Origin of the sequence: Flavobacterium succinicans LMG 10402 (genome assembly GCF_000611675.1) — a bacterium.
Taxonomy (GTDB): Bacteria; Bacteroidota; Bacteroidia; order Flavobacteriales; family Flavobacteriaceae; genus Flavobacterium; species Flavobacterium succinicans.
Genome location: NZ_JATV01000011.1, coordinates 14,045 through 27,783 on the forward strand (window position 1 = coordinate 14,045; position 13,739 = coordinate 27,783).

Below are 13,739 nucleotides of genomic sequence, written 5' to 3' on the forward strand. Positions count from 1 at the left end.
TTTAAAAAATCCAAATTTCAATTTCACGATTGGGGTTTGGATTTTTTTATAGAATATTTAACTCGTGTCAAAATGGCATTTTTGGAGTTTGGTTCGTAAATTGTTGTCAACAACTGAGACCAAAAATATAAACTAAAAAACAAAAATATGGGAAGTGGTTATTTGATTTTGGCTGGAGCCATTATGCTTTTCAGCTGGTTAGTAAGTTCAAGATTGAAGAGTAAATTTGAACACTATTCTAAATTACAATTGCAAAACGGTATGTCCGGTGCAGAGATTGCTCAAAAAATGCTCGCAGATAATGGGATTTATGATGTTCGTGTCATTTCGACTCCAGGACAATTAACAGACCATTACAATCCAGTAGATAAAACGGTCAATTTGAGTGAGGCAGTATATAATCAGCGTAATGCGGCAGCTGCTGCTGTAGCGGCGCACGAATGTGGTCATGCCGTACAACACGCTGTAGGTTATGAATGGTTACAAATGCGTTCTAAGTTGGTGCCAATTGTAAGTGTGGCTTCTGGATTTGTACAATGGATTTTGTTGGCGGGAATTCTAATGATTAAAACGTTTCCAAGTTTGTTGTTGATTGGAATAATCATTTTTGCAGCGACCACTTTGTTTTCTATTGTTACTTTGCCAGTAGAATATGATGCTAGCAATCGCGCTTTGGCTTGGTTGAAAAATAAGAACATGCTTAATCGTGCCGAGTATGATGGGGCCGAAGATTCCTTAAAATGGGCAGCTAGAACCTATGTAGTAGCGGCTTTAGGGTCTATAGCGACTTTGTTGTACTATGTTTCTATCTATTTGGGTGGTAGAAGGGAATAAAAGAATAATCCAATAAAAATAAAATCCAAATTCCAATTTTCAATGGAGTTTGGATTTTTTATTTTTTCACTTCTCACTTTTCACTTTTCACTTTTCACCTTTCACTTTTCACTTTTCACCTTTCACCTCTAACTTTTCACTGTCCTCAAAGTTGTATCTGTCGTTCTATTTGTTGCTCTAGTGAAATGAATGTCTCGGTTCTAGAAACGCCTTCTATTGTTTGGATTTTCGAATTCAAAAGTTGCATTAAATGCTCGTTATCTCGACAAATGATTTTTATTAAGATAGACCAGTTACCTGTGGTGTAATGGCATTCTAGTACTTCTGGAATTTTTTTTAAATCCCGAACAGCTTCTGAGTTTCGAGCGGCTTTATCGAGATACACTCCAACGAAAGCCATCGTATTGTAGCCTAATACTTTGTGGCTGACAGTGAACTTAGAACCAGAAATCACTCCAGATTGTTCAAGTTTGCGCAAGCGTTGATGGATAGCAGCTCCCGAAATCCCAATTTTGTTGGCGATTTGTAAAATGGGTTTTCTAGCATCTTCCATTAGGTAGCGCAAAATTTCTTTGTCGATTCCGTCAATTTCAACTATAAGAGAATTGATTTTCATGTGGTAAATTTTTAACTAAAATAGTTATTTTGGTTTTAATTTGAAAGTAAATATAATTTTATGGTGCAGTTTTCTAAAATCAAAAGTATTTAATTTTAAACATATAAGTCAGGTAAGTTTTTTTAGCCAGTATACTAATGTTTGTGGTTAAAAGTGAATATGAGTTACGGTTATTCTTTTAAAAGATTACGGAATTACTTTAATGAGCTATTCATTTGCTCTCCTTGTCAAAGTAAAACTTGAAGGCTTATATGATATGTTTTGATTGGATAAAATGGTGTAGCTGGTAGTAAACATATAAGTCAGCTAAGTTTTTTTTGCCAGTGTACTAATGTTCGTGGTTAAAAGTGAATATAAGTTACGGTTATTCTTTTAAAAAATTACGGAATTACTTTATTGAGCTATTTATTTACTCTCCTTGTCCTAAAAGAAACTGAAATGGCTTACATGTTTTTGATTTTTTATAAAATGCTATATTTTGAGGCATTAAGTGTTTTGATTGCATAAAAAAAATCCAAATTCCGTTTTAGTTGGAATTTGGATTTTATATTTTGGAATTGAGATGTGTTATTTTCCTTTGTTAACCTCGTTGATGTATTTTTCTAAAGCCATAGTCATTGAAGGTGTTCCTGGAGTGGGAGCCATAATGTCTACTCGTAATCCACGATCTAAAGCTTCTTTTTGAGTAGTACTTCCAAAAACTGCAATTCGAGTATTGTTTTGCTCAAAATCTGGGAAGTTTTTGTATAATGATTTGATACCTGTTGGGCTGAAAAACGCTAAAACGTCATAATACACATCGGCCAAATCTGACAAATCACTCATTACTGTTCTGTAAAAAGTAGCGGGTGTCCAATCTACTTTTAAAGCATTTAAGGTAACCGGTATGTCGGCATTTAATTGATCCGATGCAGGTAGTAAAAATTTCTCGTCCTTGTATTTTTTAATCAGTGGCGAAAGATCAGCAAAATCTTTTGGGCCAACGTAGATTTTGCGTTTTCTGTACACTACATATTTTTGAAGGTAAAAAGCAATAGCTTCTGATTGACAAAAATATTTTAAATCTTCGGGGACTTTGTAGCGCATTTCTTCAGCCACTCTAAAAAAGTGGTCTACTGCATTACGGCTGGTTAAGATGATCGCATTGTAATTGTGAAGATCGATTTTTTGTAATCGAATTTCTTTTGCGTTGACTCCTTCTACATGAATAAAAGGTCTGAAATCAATTTTTACTTTATGCTTTTGTTGTAACTCAAAGTACGGAGAGTTTTCTACTTTGGGTTCTGGTTGTGAGACCAAAATTGTTTTCACTTTCATAGTTAATATTGTCTAAGTATTCCCTTTTGCAAACCAATAATACATAAAATAATAGGGTGCTATTTCAAGTGCGCAAAGATATAAAATAAAATAAAACAATTTGCTCATAATTGCATTTTGATAGCTTTTTATTGTAAGCAAATAAGTAAAGAGGTTAATTATCAATGCGATAATAAAAATTGGTATAAATAGGTCTTTTGAAAAGGCATCATAATAGTAAAGAATCAAGTCAAGAGGCAGTATAAAAAGCCCCATATAAGTACGATAGGTTACTTTTCTCAGGTTGTATTGCTCCATAAAATCTTCTATTTTGAAAGCAGTTGCAATAATTTTTTCAATTAAAAATTTGGCTAAAACAAAATAGGTGATAAAGGTGAAGAGTTGGATAAATAACATCCAATCGGTTTTTGAAGCACGTCCATAAGAACTCAAAAAGAGTTGCACGAAAAATGAAAAGGCAATAATTTGAACAATAAATAATGCAATAGTAAAACCACTCATCAAATGAATGCTGTCCCGATACAATTTTACGTATTTGTCAGAATAAATCAATTTGGTAAAATCACTAAAGCGATTTTCAAATGCCGATTTGGTAAAGGCAATTAAAAGTAAGGACAATACAAACAGTGCGGTTGCCCAGTCTTTGTTTTCAATTATTCTCAGTTGAAGTACAGGATCCATCATAGCTCGCAAAATTACTAATTTTTTGTTTCAATCTTTTTATTCTCGATTTAATATGAATCAAATGCTTTAAAAAGTTTACTTTTGCCCTGAAATTGCTACAAATATGAATGATAGTATAGTTATAATTCCTACCTATAACGAGATTGAGAATATCGAAAAAATCATAAGAGCTACGCTTTCTTTACATAAAAATTTTCATGTTCTAATTATTGATGATAATTCTCCTGATCATACTGCTGATAAGGTGGTACTGCTTCAGGAAGAATATCCTGAACGATTGTTTTTGGAAAAAAGACTTCAAAAATCAGGTTTGGGAACAGCTTATGTTCACGGTTTTAAATGGGCTCTAGCGCGTAAATATGAGTTTATTTTTGAAATGGATGCCGATTTTTCACATAACCCTAACGACTTAGAAAAATTATACGATGCTTGTCATTTTGGAGGAGCAGATTTAGCCATCGGTTCACGATATGTAACAGGAGTAAATGTGGTGAACTGGCCTTTGAGTCGCGTGTTGATGTCTTACTTTGCCTCTGTTTATGTAAGGTTGATTACGGGAATGAAGATTCATGATGCTACCGCAGGATTTGTGTGTTACAAAAGCGAGGTGCTCAAGCGTATAAATTTGGATAAGATTAAATTTGTGGGCTATGCTTTTCAAATCGAAATGAAATATAGAACTTATTGTAATAAATTAGAAATTACCGAAGTGCCTATCATTTTTACCGATCGAACCAAAGGGGTTTCGAAAATGAGTAACTCCATCATTGTAGAAGCGGTTTTCGGAGTGATTTCTTTGCGTATGCGTCAATTAATTGGAAGACTTTAAAAAATTATATGATGAATAGAATTGTAATCAAGAATGCTAAAATTGTAAACGAAGGTTTGATTTTTGACGGTCAAGTGTTGATTGAAAACGATCTGATTGTTGAGGTTGGAGAAGTTGTCAATGCTAGTAATGCTGAATGTACGGTTATTGATGCCAAAGGAAATTTTTTACTTCCCGGTGCTATTGATGATCAGGTACATTTTAGAGAACCAGGTCTTACGCATAAAGGCGATATTGAATCTGAGTCTAGAGCAGCGGTTGCGGGAGGAATAACCTCTTTTATAGAACAGCCCAATACGGTTCCTAATGCTGTGACACAAGAATTGTTGGCCCAAAAATATGAAATTGCATCGAAGTCTTCTTTTGCAAATTATTCCTTTATGATGGGGGCAACCAATGATAATTTAGAAGAAGTTTTAAAAACAAATCCAAGGAATGTTGCGGGTATAAAAATCTTTTTAGGCTCCTCCACAGGAAATATGTTGGTTGATAACGAGGCGGTTCTTGAAAAAATATTTTCGAGTACTCCTTTATTGATTGCGGTACATTGCGAAGATGAAGCTACCATTAAAAATAATTTAGCCAACTATAAAGCACAATACGGTGATGATATTCCTGTAACGGCGCATCATTTGATTCGAAGTGAAGAAGCTTGTTATTTGTCGTCCTCAAAAGCGATTGCTTTGGCCAAAAAAACAGGAGCTAGATTGCACGTTTTTCATTTGTCCACTGCCAAAGAAATGGAGTTGTTTACCAATGAAATTCCATTAAAAGATAAAAAGATTACCGCCGAAGTTTGTATTCATCATTTATGGTTTACGGATGAAGATTATACAACCAAAGGAAATTTTATCAAATGGAATCCTGCAGTAAAAACAGCCCATGATCGCGAAGCGCTTTGGGAAGCCTTGAATGATGATAGAATTGATGTAATTGCTACAGATCACGCACCGCATACTTTAGAAGAAAAAAGTAAAAGATATTCCGAAGCTCCCTCTGGAGGTCCTTTGGTACAACATGCTTTGGTGGCTCTATTTGAGGCGCATCATCAAGGGAAAATTAGCGTTGAAAAAATCGTACAGAAAATATGTCACAACCCAGCTTTGCTTTTTCAAATTGAAAAAAGAGGATTTATTAAGCCCGGTTATTTCGCTGATTTAGTCATTGTCGACACTCATTCACCGTGGATAGTTACTAAAGAAAATGTTTTGGCCAAATGTGGTTGGTCTCCGTTTGAGGATTTTACTTTTACTTCCAAAATCACGCATACCTTTGTAAACGGACAATTAGTGTATGCCGATGAACAAGTGAGTGAAGTGAAAGCTGGAAAACGTTTATTGTTTGAAAGATAAAATGATGAAAAAAGCCTTGTTTGTTTTAGCCGCTCTTATGGTTTTGGTAAGCTGTAAAGAGGATTCGACCGTTAAAGCTCCCAAAAAGCCCATTGACAGAGCGGTCATGATTGCTATTTATTATGATTTGGCTCTTTTAGAGGCGTCAAAATATCAAATGTTGTCTAAAACCGAATACCAAAAAACAACACCCAAAGCCTTTATTTTTAAAAAATACAAAATTGATAGTGTGCAGTTCGCACAAAACAATCAATTTTATGCCGCTTCCATCGAGGATTACAAGGCGATGTTTCAAGAAGTAGAAAAACGTTTGCAAACCCGAAGCAACCAAATGGATACTTTGATCAAACGAAAACAAGAGGCACTTAAGAAAAAAGCAAAGTATAAAAGAAACGATAAAACGGAGAGTAAAGCTGAAGCATTAGCACAGTAAGTGTAAAAAAATACTTGAATCTAATTTGGTTTTTTTTCAAAAGAAATACGGCCATGGTGTAGTTGTGGGTACAGCTTCACTAAAGTTGAAAAACAAAGAAAGGAATGGACACAATTACGCTTCCCGATGATTTAAGTTTAGAGGATTTACAACCCGTTGGTGTTTTTGACTACTGTAGTTCAAAAGTAATTTCTAGGCAACAAATTATTCTAAATCAAAACACATTTAGTTTTTTAATAGAGGGAACCAAAGAAGTTGTTTTTGATAATTCTTCGTTATCAATTGACAATTCAAAATTTCTGATAATGAAATCGGGACATTGTTTAATGACTGAAAAGCTTTCAGAAAGTAGTAATTACAGAAGTGTTCTTATGTTTTTTACAACGGAAGCCTTATCAAAATTTGTACTTAAATATGAATTAGATAAAAATGAACCTACTAAATACAAATCTGTTTTTTCATTTGAAAACGATCGATTTGTTCAAGGTTATGTGAGTAGTTTACTAGTTATTTCTAAACTTCCAAAGAACATACAATTGAAATTACTTAAAGTAAAGTTTGAAGAGATAATGCTTTATTTGATTGGGATTTATGGTACAGAATTTTTGTATTCATTGTTAGAAAAAAGTAGTGACATAACCCAAAAGTTCATTAAAACTATTGAAGCGAATTGTTTTAAAAAGATGACGATAAAAGAATTAGCCTTTTTATGTAGCATGAGTGTGTCTACTTTTAAACGAGAATTTGAAAAACAGTATGCAGAATCGCCTATAAAATGGTTTTTGAACAAAAGGTTGGAGTATGCACAATATTTACTCAAAGAAGAACAAAAAAAATCGTCAGAAATATATTTAGAAGTAGGATATGAGAGTTTATCAAGTTTTATTCAGGCTTATAAATTGAAATTCGGAATTACGCCTAAACAACAGTATAAAAATTGAACTTTTGTCAACAGTTTTCGAACGTTAATCTTTAATTTAATCGGTAGTGTTACTCTTAACTTCGCATTATATTATAAGATTTACAAAAATGAAAAAAACAAATTTAATTTTAGTACTGTTCTTGCTTTTAGGAACCTCTGTTTTTGGACAAAAAACATTTTCTCTATCCAGTAAAAATTTGGGAGGATCTACCACTAAAACACAAGAATTTAATGGATTTGGCTGTTCGGGAGACAACGAATCACCACAGTTGTTTTGGGAAAATGCACCTGAAGGAACAAAGAGTTTTGCTGTTACAATGTATGATCCTGATGCTCCAACTGGAAGTGGTTTTTGGCATTGGGTTGTATTTGATATTCCTGAAAACATAAACGAATTGGTGACTAACGCAGGTAATGTTAAGCTTAATTTGGCTCCAAAAGGGGCTATACAAAGCAAAACGGACTACGGAATTAATGGCTTTGGTGGTCCTTGCCCACCTATCGGACACGGTTTTCATCAGTACATTATAACAGTTTATGCCTTAAAAACGGACAAATTAGGGCTTGATGCAAATATTAATCCTGCTGTTGTTGGCTTTTATCTTTGGAACAACACTCTTGCAAAAGCGAGTATTGTAGCATATTACAAGCGAGACAATTAGTACTGGAAAAGTAGTGTACACAAAAGGGTTGTAAGAGAAGCAGATTTTGTTATCGTTTGCTTTGTACTTTGGGAGTTCTTTTCTAGCTTCTTATCTCTATAAAATGCTCTTTGAGTTATAACTAATTGTATTGAATTTTTTGAATGGGATTGTTGTACTTAAAACGACGATCCAATTTTGTGAATGTATTCTTTAATACATGTAAAATTTGGGTGCATTTCGTTTGTTATTTTTTCGTTACTGTACAACGTTTTGGTATGAGAAGCAATAGCGGTCACTTTGGTAAAAGTTCTTTTTTTAAGGTGTAAAAAGGCTACTAAAGCATCCATTTTCCATGCTATAGAAGTTAAAAAAGGACTGGCGTATAACGTCGGTCTTTTTGTTTTTAGAGCATCGGCAATTTCAAACAAGATCGTTTTGAAGCTAAGGTTTTCTGCAATTAAGGTGAAGCGTTCTCCACAACAGTCGCTTTTCATTAAGCGGTACATCAGGCTTACTACATCAGGCACTGCAACAAAACCCGTGGACCCCAAAGTATGGAAGAACATTCTTTTTTGTACAGCTGTAAATAAAGTGCCGCTACCTTGGTCAGCAAAACCTGGGCCTAAAATTACACCTGGATTTACAATAATCACTTTCAGTCCTTCTTGTTGAGCGCGCCAAACTTCCATTTCGGCACCGTATTTTGAAATAGCATAATCGCTATGCGGTTTTTCTGGATTCCATTCGGTGGTTTCGGTGATTTCTGTTTCGTGAGGGGCTAAGTCGCCCAATGCGGCAATCGAACTCACAAAACATAATTTTTCAGTTTTTTTTGCCAAACAAAAATTGACAATATTGGCGGTTCCTTCGATATTCGTTTTTCGGATGGCATCTTCGTCTTTGGGGTCAAACGAAATAAAAGCAGCACAATGATAGACTTGTTTTATGTTTTGGAATGCCATCTCAAGAGAAGGAATGTCCAAAATATCTCCTTTAATCCACTGAATCAAATCATATAAATGCTCTTTTTGGTAATAGCTAAAGAGCGCTTTTGTTTTAAAACAATTTGTTTCTGTTCGATAGATTGCCCGAACTTGTTCTCCATTTTCTATCAAATGAAGCAATAAATGTGCGCCAACTAAGCCGGTTCCTCCTGTTACTAATATCATAAGGACAAATATACTATTTTGACTCATAACTCAAATTGTCATTGCCGTTGAAATTCTTATCTTTGTCAAAATTGAAAAAAAATGAAAAATTTTATTGAAGAAGTGACTTGGAGAGGAATGCTCCACGATGTTATGCCAGGCACCGAAGAACATTTGTTGGAGCAAATGCGTGTGGCATATGTGGGTATTGACCCAACTGCCGATTCATTGCATATTGGTCATTTGGTAGGCGTGATGTTGTTGAGACATTTTCAGTTAGCAGGACACAAACCATTGGCTTTGGTTGGTGGAGCTACTGGAATGATTGGAGATCCATCTGGGAAATCAAATGAGAGAAATTTATTAGACGAACCTACTTTACGTCACAATCAAGAAGCGATCAAAGCGCAATTAGGACGTTTTTTAGATTTCACGTCGAATAATGATAATGCTGCTGAGCTAGTGAACAACTATGATTGGATGAAAGAATTTTCGTTTCTGGATTTCATTCGCGATATCGGAAAGCACATTACGGTGAATTATATGATGGCCAAAGATTCGGTAAAGAAACGTTTGTCCTCAGAAGCAGCCGAGGGAATGTCTTTCACGGAGTTTACCTATCAGTTGGTGCAAGGCTATGATTTCTTGCATTTATACAAAGCCAAAGGTTGTACCCTACAAATGGGAGGAAGTGACCAATGGGGAAATATTACCACAGGAACCGAATTGGTTCGTAGAAAAGAAGGAGGGAAAGCCTATGCTTTAACTTGTCCTTTGATTACTAAAGCTGATGGGACTAAGTTTGGAAAATCCGAAGGAGGAAATATCTGGTTGGATGCCGCTAGAACGTCACCTTATAAATTCTACCAATATTGGTTGAATACTTCTGATGTCGACGCGGAAAAATACATCAAGATTTTTACGTTCTTGACCAAAGAAGCCATCGAGGAGTTAACGTTGCAACATAGAGAAGCACCACATTTGCGTTTGTTACAAAAGAAATTAGCCGAGGAAATCACGATTATGGTACATTCTAAGGAAGATTTAGAAAATGCAATTAAAGCTTCTGGAATTTTGTTTGGAAATGCTACGGCTGATGACTTAAAACAATTAGATGAAGCCACATTCTTAGAAGTTTTTGATGGTGTTCCTCAGGCAGAAATTGCAAAAAATGAAGTGGAAGCTGGCTTGGATATCATTATAGTTTTAAATGAAAAAACAGGTTTCTTTAAATCGAATGGTGAAGCGAGAAGAGCTTTGACGGCCAATTCTATTTCGGTAAATAGAGAAAAAGTAAAAGAAGATTTTGTGTTGACAGCCAACGACTTAATCAACGATAGATTTGTCTTGTTGCAAAGTGGTAAGAAAAATTATTTTGTGATTAGAGTGGTGTAACACCCGAAATTTATACAGTAAAAAGTCTGCAATTTTTATTGCGGACTTTTTTATTTTGACAAATCGATAAGAGTTTTGTTAGATGTAAAATAGCCTTTAATAAAAGAAGTATCCTTTTTTATGGTTTTGAAGTCTTCTGAACTTAATTTAAAACTCAATTCTTCTTTAAGGGCTACTATGGAAAGTTCAATAAAAAAGGGACTTGTTTCACCAAAATAATATTCGTTATCATCGGTTTTAAAATATCTTTTTTTGTTCCAATAGAGAATTTTATGGTAGGATTTGCTTGATTTTGGAGGTAACCTAATGATGCTATTCATGAGTCTTTTACTAGATTCTTTTTGAAAAAAATCAGGATCACTGATGATTTTTTTTCGATAGGAACGGAGGGAGTCTAGAGATATGTTTAGCTCATCTGCTTTCATTTTATCCAAAATTTTAAGTCTCTCAGTATTATCTAATACATTCGAGAGTTTGGAATAATCATTTTTTGAATTCGATAGCATTCCGTCGGCTGGAATTAACGTGTCATTTTCAAATATTTTAAATAACATTGCTGTTTGCAAGGATCCACGGTGAGCAGAATTGAAATGATTTGGAGTGAAGAAAAAGGCAATTTCTTTATCACTAGTGTTTTCTAGAGTATATTCAATGTTGAACTTTCTATGGTTTTTATCACTGTTATCAGTAGTAATTGTGTTGATTTTTATTTGTAATTGAGCAGCAACCAATAGTGGAAAGCAAAAAAACAACATCACTATTTTTCTCATAAAAAAAGAATTAAACCACCATCAAATTACACCCACGAATATCTGAGTTGTCAAAACGACCTAACACTTCAAAAGTACCGTTAGCGTATTTTTTACCCAAATCTTGAGTAGCAATAAAAGAGCAGGAATTGCGATTGGCCAAATCAATTACGTTGATTCCTCCAGTCTTTCCGTTGGTTATATAGCTTAAAGCATCTTCGGTATCTCGAATGAGAATTTGCATCCAAGAAGGGCATTCAAATAGGCCTTCTCCAAGAGAATACGCCTGTGAGAGTAATTCGGTCATCCCGTATTCTGAATGAATGCTAGAAACTCCAAAACCAGCGCATAATTGTTGGTGTAATTCTTCGCGTATCATCTCTTTGCGTTTGCCTTTCATACCGCCCGTTTCCATAATGATGGTATTTTGGAGCTGGAATTTTCTTTTTTCAATCAAGTCCAATAAGGCATAGGTAACACCAATCAAAATCACATTTTGTCCCTGACAATCCAATTCGATTAACTTTTCTATTAATTCGTCGTGATTGTTGAGGTAAAAGCCACTTTCAGGTTGATTGGATAACTGAATCAAATCTTCGACCATATAAATCAAAGAGGAGCCTTCGCGTTCTAAATAAGAAGGTAAAAGCGCCAAAACTACATAATTCTCTATGTTGCCATAAAATTGAGAAAATCCCTTACGATAGCTTTCTTCATATAAAGAGACATCCGTAACGAGATGTTTACTGGTAATCATTCCTGTAGTGCCACTGCTCGTAAAAATAGCTTGAGGAGCTTCGTTACTGCTCACAACCTCATGGCTTTTAAAAAACTGAATGGGTAAAAACGGAATTTGTTGCAGTGTTTTTACTTGTTGCACATTGGTTTTTAATAAGTCACAGAATTCTTGGTACACCAAGTTGTTTTCGTATTGATAACGAAAGGTTTTTAAAGCGATTTTTTCAAATTGCTTTTGATTGGAAATAGAGAAAATGTCAGAATTTGAGACCAATAGAAAGTTTTTTTACAAAGGTATACTTTTTTACCCTTTTTTGGCGTGGTTAAAAAAAGGGGTAAACAAAAAAAACTCCAACAAGGTTGGAGTTTAGTGGTTGTTTTTTTATAATTACCTAATGATCAGTTTTCGTGTTGCAGTGGCTTGATTCTCATTAATTTTAATGATGTAAACTCCAGGTGGTAGTGCTGAAACGTTGAGTTCTCTCGAACTTAATTGTGTTTGAAGCACTTTTTTTCCTAAAACATCAAAAATGGTGATTTCTTTTTCTAAATCTTCTTTGGTAGAAATGTATACTTTACCATTATTCACGGGATTAGGGTACAAGCTCAACCCTTCAATAGAAACGTTTTCTTGTGGCTTTGGCTGAGGTTTACTTTCTTGAGCCGAAAGGCCTAAGGAGAAAAACAGAACCAATAAGAGTGTAATATAAAAGTAGTTTTTTACCATTAGCCTTAATTTTAATAGTAAAGATATGGAATTTGATTTGATATATTAAAAAAAAATGCCTTTCAATTTTGAAAGGCATTTTAATATTGTATTTTGTTTATTCTTGAAATTATTTGATCAAGCTAACGCCATCAACAATTGCCCATGCACCAGCAGTTAAAGTAGCTCCTGTAGCTGTAGTACTTGTTGTGAAATTTGCTGTTGGGAAAGTAACTGTAAAAGTAGTTCCTACTCCAGCGTATTGAGAAGTGCCGTCGTTGATTTTTACATTCAACATTTTGATTTTTCCTATTTTTTCAACACCACCATTTACTTGGTTGTCATTAGTTGCTTTATCTTGAATTCTAACCGCTGTAGCAGTAAGAGTTGCGTTAGTAGTTGTGTAACCAGAAATCACCACATTGCTGTACTCTCCATTTCCATCTTTTTTGAATTGAATGGCGTCAAACTCATTAGCAGAAGATCCTCCTTCAGTTACCGTTCCAGGAGCTCTAGTTAAAGTGATGTTGCTAACTTTTGGTCCGAAAGCATTGTTTACTGCTTTTGCTTCAATTTCCATTCCGTAGTTACCTGTTCCAACTTGGTAAGCATACCAGTTAGTGTTAGCTTCACCTCTCCAACCATCTTGCCAGTCAAAAGAATCATCAAAGTTACCGAAAGAAATTAAGTTTTTAGCACTAACCGTTCCTCCGTAAAATTCAAAACCATCATCAGCTCCTTTGTAAGCTACTAAGTTTTCTAGAACAGTTCCTGATCCTACAGAATAGAAAGAGAATCCGTTCATTTCACTTGTGTTGTCAGTTAATTTTTTTCCAGCGTATTCTACTCTAACATATTTTAATGAACCGCCATTATGTGCTGCATTTGTTCCTCCGTACGGTAAGTTGTTTCCGTCTTCAGAAGTAGCCGTTGTAACACCATTAGCACCAACGATTGGAGCATCACCAAACATAATAATTCCTCCCCATGATCCTGGAGTTTTTGATGTCTCAGTAAATACGATAGGCAAAGCAGCGGTTCCGTTTAAGAATAATTTACCACCATTTTCTACTAATAGCGCATCAGGAGTTCCGTCTCCAACTGTTGCAGTGATTACTGATCCAGCCTCAATAGTTAACGATCCACCGTTTTTAACTTTAACAGTTCCTTGAATAGTATAGTTTCCTTTAGGGAACGATTTTGCAGTTGTAATATCTCCTGAAATAGTTCCAGTTGGAAGCGGTTGTGTTGAAATATCTTCATTGTCAGAAGAACAACTTCCTAAAAATAAAGCTACAATCGATAGGCTTAATACTAATTTTTTCATTTTTCTTATTATTTGTTTGTTGTGATTATTTGTTACAAATGTATA

At 34.7% G+C, this 13,739-nt stretch carries 15 protein-coding genes; 7 read left to right on the plus strand and 8 right to left on the minus strand.

Annotation, left to right across the window (positions count from 1 at the left end; genetic code table 11):
* Nucleotides 1-147 precede the first annotated feature (147 nt).
* On the plus strand, nt 148-834 hold the full coding sequence (locus tag AO58_RS0111700; RefSeq protein ID WP_024981884.1) for a zinc metallopeptidase: 687 nt from the start codon (nt 148-150) through the stop codon (nt 832-834).
* A gap of 145 nt (nt 835-979) precedes the next feature.
* On the opposite strand, the gene AO58_RS0111705 is transcribed toward AO58_RS0111700, so the two are convergent.
* The 3 genes from AO58_RS0111705 to AO58_RS0111715 form a co-directional block, all read right to left on the minus strand.
* Complete coding sequence (locus tag AO58_RS0111705; protein ID WP_024981885.1) at nt 980-1,450, minus strand: Lrp/AsnC family transcriptional regulator; 471 nt, start codon at nt 1,448-1,450, stop codon at nt 980-982.
* 567 nt (nt 1,451-2,017) lie between these two features.
* Entirely contained in the window at nt 2,018-2,767 is a 750-nt protein-coding gene (locus AO58_RS0111710) for a uroporphyrinogen-III synthase (protein WP_024981886.1), read from the minus strand.
* Between the two features lie 12 nt (nt 2,768-2,779).
* On the minus strand, nt 2,780-3,451 hold the full coding sequence (locus tag AO58_RS0111715) for a DUF4271 domain-containing protein (protein WP_024981887.1): 672 nt from the start codon (nt 3,449-3,451) through the stop codon (nt 2,780-2,782).
* Nucleotides 3,452-3,554: 103 nt separating this feature from the next.
* Here AO58_RS0111715 and AO58_RS0111720 point away from each other — a divergent pair, with 103 nt between their 5' ends.
* From AO58_RS0111720 to AO58_RS0111740, 5 genes are all read left to right on the plus strand, one after another.
* Nucleotides 3,555-4,280: a polyprenol monophosphomannose synthase gene (locus AO58_RS0111720; RefSeq protein WP_024981888.1), complete on the plus strand. Its 726-nt coding sequence runs from the start codon at nt 3,555-3,557 to the stop codon at nt 4,278-4,280.
* Nucleotides 4,281-4,291: 11 nt separating this feature from the next.
* Entirely contained in the window at nt 4,292-5,632 is a 1,341-nt protein-coding gene (locus AO58_RS0111725; protein WP_024981889.1) for a dihydroorotase, read from the plus strand.
* A complete protein-coding gene (locus AO58_RS0111730) occupies nt 5,622-6,065 on the plus strand; it encodes a DUF4296 domain-containing protein (protein ID WP_024981890.1) in 444 nt (147 codons plus the stop codon). Before AO58_RS0111725 ends, AO58_RS0111730 begins: the two co-directional genes overlap by 11 nt.
* Nucleotides 6,066-6,169: 104 nt before the next feature.
* Nucleotides 6,170-7,006: a helix-turn-helix domain-containing protein gene (locus tag AO58_RS0111735; RefSeq protein WP_024981891.1), complete on the plus strand. Its 837-nt coding sequence runs from the start codon at nt 6,170-6,172 to the stop codon at nt 7,004-7,006.
* An 88-nt stretch (nt 7,007-7,094) separates the two neighbouring features.
* Nucleotides 7,095-7,649 (plus strand): YbhB/YbcL family Raf kinase inhibitor-like protein, encoded by a 555-nt coding sequence (locus tag AO58_RS0111740; RefSeq protein WP_024981892.1) that lies wholly within the window; start codon nt 7,095-7,097, stop codon nt 7,647-7,649.
* Nucleotides 7,650-7,807: 158 nt separating this feature from the next.
* Here AO58_RS0111740 and AO58_RS0111745 read toward each other — a convergent pair whose 3' ends face one another.
* The gene (locus tag AO58_RS0111745) at nt 7,808-8,800 is read right to left on the minus strand and encodes an NAD-dependent epimerase/dehydratase family protein (RefSeq protein WP_024981893.1); all 993 of its coding nucleotides are present in this window, start codon (nt 8,798-8,800) and stop codon (nt 7,808-7,810) included.
* Between the two features lie 81 nt (nt 8,801-8,881).
* On the opposite strand from AO58_RS0111745, the gene tyrS reads away from it, so the two are divergent.
* Nucleotides 8,882-10,174 (plus strand): tyrosine--tRNA ligase, encoded by a 1,293-nt coding sequence (gene tyrS / locus AO58_RS0111750; protein WP_024981894.1) that lies wholly within the window; start codon nt 8,882-8,884, stop codon nt 10,172-10,174.
* 50 nt (nt 10,175-10,224) lie between these two features.
* Here tyrS and AO58_RS0111755 read toward each other — a convergent pair whose 3' ends face one another.
* From AO58_RS0111755 to AO58_RS0111775, 4 genes are all read right to left on the minus strand, one after another.
* Complete coding sequence (locus AO58_RS0111755) at nt 10,225-10,944, minus strand: hypothetical protein (protein ID WP_024981895.1); 720 nt, start codon at nt 10,942-10,944, stop codon at nt 10,225-10,227.
* A gap of 10 nt (nt 10,945-10,954) precedes the next feature.
* Complete coding sequence (locus AO58_RS0111760) at nt 10,955-11,935, minus strand: LuxE/PaaK family acyltransferase (protein ID WP_024981896.1); 981 nt, start codon at nt 11,933-11,935, stop codon at nt 10,955-10,957.
* Between the two features lie 114 nt (nt 11,936-12,049).
* Entirely contained in the window at nt 12,050-12,388 is a 339-nt protein-coding gene (locus tag AO58_RS0111770; protein WP_024981897.1) for a T9SS type A sorting domain-containing protein, read from the minus strand.
* A gap of 109 nt (nt 12,389-12,497) precedes the next feature.
* The gene (locus AO58_RS0111775; RefSeq protein WP_024981898.1) at nt 12,498-13,694 is read right to left on the minus strand and encodes a beta-helix domain-containing protein; all 1,197 of its coding nucleotides are present in this window, start codon (nt 13,692-13,694) and stop codon (nt 12,498-12,500) included.
* Nucleotides 13,695-13,739 lie beyond the last annotated feature (45 nt).

Coding starts and splice junctions, on each gene's coding strand:
- AO58_RS0111700 (WP_024981884.1), top strand. CDS start 148: ATGGGAAGTGGTTATTTGATTTTGGCTGGAGCCATTATGCTTTTCAGC.
- AO58_RS0111705 (WP_024981885.1), bottom strand. CDS start 1,450: ATGAAAATCAATTCTCTTATAGTTGAAATTGACGGAATCGACAAAGAA.
- AO58_RS0111710 (WP_024981886.1), bottom strand. CDS start 2,767: ATGAAAGTGAAAACAATTTTGGTCTCACAACCAGAACCCAAAGTAGAA.
- AO58_RS0111715 (WP_024981887.1), bottom strand. CDS start 3,451: ATGATGGATCCTGTACTTCAACTGAGAATAATTGAAAACAAAGACTGG.
- AO58_RS0111720 (WP_024981888.1), top strand. CDS start 3,555: ATGAATGATAGTATAGTTATAATTCCTACCTATAACGAGATTGAGAAT.
- AO58_RS0111725 (WP_024981889.1), top strand. CDS start 4,292: ATGAATAGAATTGTAATCAAGAATGCTAAAATTGTAAACGAAGGTTTG.
- AO58_RS0111735 (WP_024981891.1), top strand. CDS start 6,170: ATGGACACAATTACGCTTCCCGATGATTTAAGTTTAGAGGATTTACAA.
- AO58_RS0111740 (WP_024981892.1), top strand. CDS start 7,095: ATGAAAAAAACAAATTTAATTTTAGTACTGTTCTTGCTTTTAGGAACC.
- AO58_RS0111745 (WP_024981893.1), bottom strand. CDS start 8,800: ATGATATTAGTAACAGGAGGAACCGGCTTAGTTGGCGCACATTTATTG.
- tyrS (WP_024981894.1), top strand. CDS start 8,882: ATGAAAAATTTTATTGAAGAAGTGACTTGGAGAGGAATGCTCCACGAT.
- AO58_RS0111755 (WP_024981895.1), bottom strand. CDS start 10,944: ATGAGAAAAATAGTGATGTTGTTTTTTTGCTTTCCACTATTGGTTGCT.
- AO58_RS0111770 (WP_024981897.1), bottom strand. CDS start 12,388: ATGGTAAAAAACTACTTTTATATTACACTCTTATTGGTTCTGTTTTTC.
- AO58_RS0111775 (WP_024981898.1), bottom strand. CDS start 13,694: ATGAAAAAATTAGTATTAAGCCTATCGATTGTAGCTTTATTTTTAGGA.